The organism is Sphingomonas sp. CCH5-D11 (assembly GCF_001557395.1).
Lineage (GTDB): Bacteria > Pseudomonadota > Alphaproteobacteria > Sphingomonadales > Sphingomonadaceae > Sphingomonas.
On sequence record NZ_LSKH01000231.1, the window covers coordinates 1 to 6,176 of the forward strand.

Genomic DNA, 6,176 nt, shown 5'->3' on the forward strand with positions numbered 1-6,176 from the left:
GTGCGCGGCGGTGGCGTTGCCCCGCCGATGCCGTCGATCAGCATCTCCGCGGCCGGTATTCCGTTATACCATGATCGGGAGCGCAAAGTCCAAAGGCCAAGCGCCAGCAGGCCCGGGCCCGCGATGATCAGTGCGAGAAGTGCGGGCAGTGCAGGAAGCGCGGGCAGGCTCATCCCTCCACGCTCCACTGCAACATGGCGGTGGCGCTCATCGCCAGCACCACGCCACCGGCCAGCGCCATGATGCCAATCATGCGAAAGGCGTAGACCTGCCCCTCGCTACGTGGCCGGGTGAGCGCGAGCAGCAGCCCCGCGCCGCCCAGCGCGAACACCAGCGCGGCCGCATACATGGCAAGGATCTGCCAGCTCATGGCCGCGCCCTGCGCGTGACATAGACGGTGCGCGTCTTGCGCGCGCCAACGCCCAGGAAGACGATGCCGATGAAATAGCCGAAGTCATACCAGCCGCCATTGTTGGGCACGGCATAGACTGCCACGTCCGGCATGAAGAGGCTCAGCATCCAGGCGACCGGGAAGATGAAGCCGTGCCACAGCCCGAGGAGAAAGCCGGGCGTCGCGGCAGTGTGGGTGACGGCAGACGGCATCTGCTTCGCGCAAGCGGAAAGGAACAGAGCCGGAGCCGCCAGCAAGGCCGCTCGTCCCGCGCCTGCCGAAGGGCGGATGGCCAGCGCCAGTGTTCGTCGCGCGCGCCTCGCCAGATGGATCACCAGCGCCGAACGGTCAGCGCGCATCGCGCACATCCGCCCACGCATCCAATCGCGTCATGTGTCGTTCTGTTGCCGACCGCCAAGGAGACCCAGCATGCACGATCACAGCAACATCAAGGAACATATGAACGTCATCGGCGCCGACGGCGTCCATGTCGGCACGGTGGATCATGTCGACGGCGAGCGGATCAAGCTGACCAAGACCGACAGCCCCTCGACGCAGGACGGGCAGGGCGCGAAGCACCATTATCTTCCCGCCGGTCTCGTGGCCGAAATCGAGGGCGACACGGTTCGGCTGAGCGCGACCGCGCAAAACGCCATCGACATGTTCGAAGAAGCGGAGTGACGCTTTAGCGGCGCTGCCCCGAGCCAGGCTCGTGACGCAGTGCCGACTTGTCGCGCGGGCGGCGCCGGACAGCCGGCGGCGCCCGTTGCGGCTTGGATAACACAGGCCGCCGCGGCCCATTCGGCCATTCGCCAGCATGGCGGCGCATCGGCTATTCGTCCGTCCCATCCGCGCGCATTCCCACCAGCATGATCAACCCCGGAACGATCGTTTTCGCTGCGCAGTACGCAGCCCGCCGAACCGTGAATCAGATTAGCGCAATCTGCCCGTTCGGACTATGCCCAAAATCGAACATATAGACATTGCGTCTCGCTCCTGCCCAATATCTAGTATGTAGTTGACAAAGGCGCGATCCGCGGCAATCCGCCAACGTTCACGCTATGTTCCGCATGTGCGTGTCGCTGTCAAGCTCGGGAAAATCCAGCGATCGAGCGGGGCCTGGCCGCAACGATTCCACTGCGCCCGAGCCGGCCGCCGTTGATCGAATCAACCGAGCAATTGCTCGTAGCGGTCGGCGGAAAAGCCAGCCTCGATCGACTCGCCATATACCAGCAGCGGCCGTTTGATCGCCGACGGGTGCTCCTGCATGATCGCCAGCGCGCGCGCTTCATCCAGCGCCGCGCGGTCGGCCTCGGGCAGCTTGCGAAAGGTCGTGCCCTGACGGTTCAGCACCTTTTCCCAGCCGAGCTGGTCGACAGCGCGCGACAGCATGGCGGCGTCGACGCCTTGCTTCTTGTAATCGTGAAAACGATAGGGGACCCCCTGCGCGTCCAACCAGGCGCGGGCCTTCCGAACGGTATCGCAAGCAGGAATGCCATAGAGAATGGCGGTCATCAGTATCTCCGCGGGAGTGATCGTGAACCGTCGATAACGGCTCGGGCGCGAGAAATCAGTGCGTAATCCGGGGTCGGCCGGCGCGACGCACTGCCACGCGAGGCCTGTCCCGCACCGTGGCCGATCGGACATAGGCAGCTACGGTCGGCAAACCGGACGATTGTGCGCAACCAACCGGCAAGCATAGGGATAACCATCAGAATTCCGACGCTCAGGCTTGTTATGCCATGGTGCCGTTGTGGGTATCCCATGATCTCACTTTGCGCCTCTTATCAGCGGCCTTCGAAGGAACGATAGGTTGCCCTTCATGTGCCGCTCAACATGGCCAAGAAGGAGGGTGCGGTGTCTGATCAAGGTCGCAGCAGACGCGGGGGCGAGGAAGGGGAGGCGCGACATTCCGGCTTGTCCGTTCTGCATCGAGTGAGCCGCAGCAGCCACCGCCGGCGGGCGGGACCGATCAGCGGGCTGAAGCGGCTGTTGCCTGCGGCGGTGCTGGTCATGAGCCCGGGCGTCGCTGCCGGCTGTACTGAGCAACAGGCGCCAAAGGGGCGCTCCGCGAGCGCGAAAACCTATGTTCAGGGCCAATTGCAGCAATTCAATCGGTGGGACGACAATCGTGACGGTGTCATCGACTATGTCGATCTGCCGAAGAAGATCGCCAAACGCTATAAGCGGATGGACGGTGATACCGATGGGCGACTGACCAGGGCCGAGCTGGAAAAAGGCGCAGCCCAGGCCTTTGCGCGTGCCGACAAGAACAAGGATGGCGTACTCGACCTGTCCGAGCAGCATTGAAGCTTGCCGGACCGGCCTACCATAAGTGGAGCGCCGCCCCAACGCTCCCGACCGGACCAGGCATCCGGCCGGGGAACGATACGCAGGTCAACCACTAGTGTCCCTAAGGCGCCGTGAAACCAGGCGCTTCTCACCAGTTACTGACAGGCTAGGCACTCGTCATAATCGGTCGTCTCGCCCAGATCGAACTTGGGCTTCTCGATCGTATTGTCCGCCTCGACGCCGCCGGCGAAGCCTGCCCGCTGCACGCTCTTCGAACGCAAATAATAGAGCGACTTGATGCCAAGCTCCCACGCCCGGAAGTGCAGCATCAGGAGATCCCATTTCTCCACATCCGCCGGGATGAAGAGGTTCAGCGACTGCGCCTGATCGATATAGGGCGCGCGATCACCGGCAAGCTCCAGCAGCCAGCGCTGGTCGATCTCGAAGCTGGTCTTGAAACAGTCCTTCTCCTCCGGCGAGAGGAAGTCGAGGTGCTGCACGCTGCCGCCATGCTCCAGGATCGAATTCCACACCGCGTCGGAGTTCTTGCTCTTCTCGACGAGCAGCTTCTCCAGATACGGGTTCTTCACCGCAAAGCTGCCCGACAGCGTCTTGTGGGTGTAGATATTGGCCGGGATCGGCTCGATGCACGCCGAAGTACCGCCGCAGATGATCGAGATCGACGCGGTCGGTGCGATCGCCATCTTGCACGAAAAGCGCTCCATGACGCCCATATCGGCGGCGTCGGGGCAGGGCCCACGCTCGGCCGCCAGCGTCATTGATGCCTGGTTCACCTGCGCATTGATGTGCTTGAAGATCCGGAGGTTCCAACTCTTCGCCATCGCCCCCTCCATCGGCAGGCCGCGTGCCTGGAGGAAGGAGTGGAAGCCCATGACGCCAAGACCGACCGAACGCTCGCGCGCCGCGGAATAGGCCGCGCGCTCCATGCCCGGCTCATGCCGGTCGATATAATCCTGCAGGACGTTGTCGAGGAAGCGCATCACGTCCTCGATGAACTGCTTGTCGTCTTTCCACTGGTCCCACGTTTCGAGGTTCAGCGAGGAAAGGCAGCAGACGGCGGTGCGATCGTTGCCGAGGTGATCCTTGCCGGTCGGCAGGGTGATCTCGCTGCACAGGTTCGAGGTGGACACCTTGAGGCCCAGATCGCGATGATGCTTGGGCATGGTGCTGTTCACATGGTCGGCGAAGACGATGTACGGCTCACCCGTGGCGAGGCGGGTCTCGACCAGCTTCTGGAACAGGCTGCGCGCGTCGACCTTGCCGCGCACGCTGCCGTCCTTGGGGCTCTTCAGCTCCCACTCGCCGCCGTCGCGCACCGCTTCCATGAACGCGTCGGGAATCAGCACGCCGTGGTGCAGGTTCAGCGCCTTGCGATTGAAGTCGCCCGACGGCTTGCGGATTTCGAGGAACTCCTCGATCTCAGGATGCGAGATGTCGAGATAGCAGGCGGCCGAGCCACGACGCAGCGAGCCCTGGCTGATCGCCAGCGTCAGCGAATCCATCACGCGCACGAAGGGGATGATGCCACTGGTCTTGCCGTTCAGGCCGACCGGCTCGCCGATCCCGCGTACATTGCCCCAATAGGTGCCGATGCCGCCGCCGCGGCTGGCAAGCCAGACATTCTCGTTCCAGGTGTCGACGATGCCGTTCAGGCTGTCGGGCACGGAATTGAGATAGCAGCTGATCGGCAGGCCGCGCCCCGTGCCGCCATTCGACAGCACTGGTGTTGCCGGCATGAACCACAAGCGGCTGATATAATCATAGATGCGCTGCGCATGAGCCGCGTCATCGGCATAAGCACTGGCCACACGGACGAAGAGATCCTGATAGGTCTCACCCGGCAGCAGATAACGATCCTGCAGCGTGTCCTTGCCGAAATCGGTCAGCAGCGCGTCGCGCGAATGATCGACGTCCAGCGGGTAGGGCCGCCGCTTGCGCTGCTCGGCCGCAGGCGCCGTCTCGGTTCCGTCAATCGCTTCCAATGCGTCGATCGCCATGTTCGCCTCGTTCGCGTCCCTAAAGTCCATCGCCGCCATCCCAACACCCTGTTTGATCGAATCGGGAGGCGAGCCCCCATGTTACACCGGAGCAGGGCTTGTGATGAGAACAAAAAGTGACCGCGGCTCGCTTCGGAGCGGCACGATCCCATGCCGCAGCACAAGTGCTGCGGTTCCTGTTCTACCAGCGCTAGCGCCTGTTCCTGCGGATTACCCCAACAGATTGTGGCAGGAGCTGCGCATAGGCAAGAGGTTTATCACGTGGATGGGCGAACGGCTCACCGCGGCTGAGACGCGGTCCGGCGGGGTTCAAAGGAAGCGACGCGTGGACTTCCGCCGGGTTCGCGAATTGCAAGACCGATAGGGCGCGGTGAAAATAATTTTGCCCTTATGAGCCGATCGGGTGCTTGTGGCCGGATCGGCTCATTCCGAGCACGGGCAGGACCGGCGATGCGGGCAGCGAACCCCGGCGATGCGGGCAGCGAACCAGCGTCAGCTGACTCGCCGGGCAAGCCGTGACGGTCCCTGGGACAGCCGTTCCATGTCAAAATGGCGCGCGAACTCGAGTCCGGCGCGACCGTCTGACACCCAGCGGATGGTCGCGGGAAACAGCTCGTTGTCCACCAGCTCAATGCGCACGTCAGCGCCGATCGCGCGCTCCGGAAGGTCGATGCCGTCGATCATCACCCCGGTGGCGGACAGGTTGCGAATACGCACCTCGCCCGACGTCCCGTTCATCTCGACGCGCGCCGAACGCAGCACGGTGGCTCTGCTGGCGCGGCTGAAGCGATGGCCCACCGCGGTCGCGCTGCCGGAGCTCATGGCCAGCTGCGCGCGCACGTCCTCCGCCCGGGCGGGCCGGCCATAGACGAATCCCTGAATGTGGCTGCAGCCCAGGTCGCTGATCAGTTCGATCTCGTCCTGCTGCTCCACCCCCTCGGCGGTCGTCTCCATCCCCAACGTATTGGCCAGGCTCACGATCGCCTTGATGATCGCGGCGTTGCGATTGCCGTCCTGGATCGCGCCGCGCACGAAGCTCTGGTCGATCTTGATCTTGTCGAACGGCGCCTTGCGCAGATAGCCGAGCGAGGAATAGCCGGTGCCGAAATCGTCCAGCGCCAGGCGCACGCCAATGCCCTTCAGCGTCTTGAACATCTGATTGGAGGAAGCGTCGTCGTTGACGAACACGCTTTCGGTGATTTCCAGCTCCAGCCGGTGTGGAGCAATACCGGAAGCGGCGAGAGCGCTGGTGATGATCGCCGGGAGGGCGGGATTGGCGAATTGGATCGCCGACACGTTCACGGCAACCCTGACGTCCGCCGGCCAGTTCGCCGCTTCGGTGCACGCGGTACGCAACACCCATTCCCCGATCGCCTCGATCATCCCGCATTCCTCGGCGATCGGGATGAAATCGGCCGGGCTGACCGCGCCGCGTGTGGGGTGCTCCCAGCGGAGCAGCGCTTCATAGCCGACGA

General features: G+C 63.6%; 7 protein-coding genes. 2 read left to right on the forward strand and 5 right to left on the reverse strand.

Features of this window, described 5'->3' with window-relative positions; all coding sequences use genetic code 11:
- Nucleotides 1-169: 169 nt before the first annotated feature.
- Together AX702_RS14360 and AX702_RS24290 are read right to left on the reverse strand one after the other, a co-directional pair.
- Nucleotides 170-370 carry a hypothetical protein gene (locus tag AX702_RS14360; RefSeq protein WP_066780689.1) on the reverse strand — a complete coding sequence of 67 codons (201 nt, stop codon included), beginning with the start codon at nt 368-370 and terminating at the stop codon, nt 170-172.
- Nucleotides 367-750, reverse strand: coding sequence for a hypothetical protein (locus AX702_RS24290; protein WP_371262816.1), 384 nt, complete (start codon nt 748-750; stop codon nt 367-369). The genes AX702_RS14360 and AX702_RS24290 overlap by 4 nt, the downstream gene beginning before the upstream one ends.
- Nucleotides 751-820: 70 nt before the next feature.
- Between AX702_RS24290 and AX702_RS14370 the strand changes: the two genes are divergently transcribed.
- Nucleotides 821-1,072, forward strand: a complete 252-nt coding sequence (locus AX702_RS14370; RefSeq protein WP_066780691.1) for a DUF2171 domain-containing protein — start codon at nt 821-823, stop codon at nt 1,070-1,072.
- Nucleotides 1,073-1,558: 486 nt separating this feature from the next.
- On the opposite strand, the gene AX702_RS14375 is transcribed toward AX702_RS14370, so the two are convergent.
- On the reverse strand, nt 1,559-1,906 hold the full coding sequence (locus tag AX702_RS14375) for an ArsC family reductase (protein ID WP_066780693.1): 348 nt from the start codon (nt 1,904-1,906) through the stop codon (nt 1,559-1,561).
- Between the two features lie 342 nt (nt 1,907-2,248).
- On the opposite strand from AX702_RS14375, the gene AX702_RS14380 reads away from it, so the two are divergent.
- Nucleotides 2,249-2,701 carry a hypothetical protein gene (locus AX702_RS14380; RefSeq protein WP_197420620.1) on the forward strand — a complete coding sequence of 151 codons (453 nt, stop codon included), beginning with the start codon at nt 2,249-2,251 and terminating at the stop codon, nt 2,699-2,701.
- A 137-nt stretch (nt 2,702-2,838) separates the two neighbouring features.
- Here AX702_RS14380 and AX702_RS14385 read toward each other — a convergent pair whose 3' ends face one another.
- Both AX702_RS14385 and AX702_RS14390 read right to left on the reverse strand, forming a co-directional pair.
- Entirely contained in the window at nt 2,839-4,731 is a 1,893-nt protein-coding gene (locus AX702_RS14385) for a ribonucleoside-diphosphate reductase subunit alpha (RefSeq protein WP_066780704.1), read from the reverse strand.
- A gap of 462 nt (nt 4,732-5,193) precedes the next feature.
- Nucleotides 5,194-6,176, reverse strand: a 983-nt coding sequence (locus AX702_RS14390; RefSeq protein WP_156455501.1) for an EAL domain-containing protein, incomplete at its 5' end; no start/stop codon positions are given.

Coding starts and splice junctions, on each gene's coding strand:
- AX702_RS14360 (WP_066780689.1), bottom strand. CDS start 370: ATGAGCTGGCAGATCCTTGCCATGTATGCGGCCGCGCTGGTGTTCGCG.
- AX702_RS24290 (WP_371262816.1), bottom strand. CDS start 750: ATGCGCGCTGACCGTTCGGCGCTGGTGATCCATCTGGCGAGGCGCGCG.
- AX702_RS14370 (WP_066780691.1), top strand. CDS start 821: ATGCACGATCACAGCAACATCAAGGAACATATGAACGTCATCGGCGCC.
- AX702_RS14375 (WP_066780693.1), bottom strand. CDS start 1,906: ATGACCGCCATTCTCTATGGCATTCCTGCTTGCGATACCGTTCGGAAG.
- AX702_RS14385 (WP_066780704.1), bottom strand. CDS start 4,731: ATGGACTTTAGGGACGCGAACGAGGCGAACATGGCGATCGACGCATTG.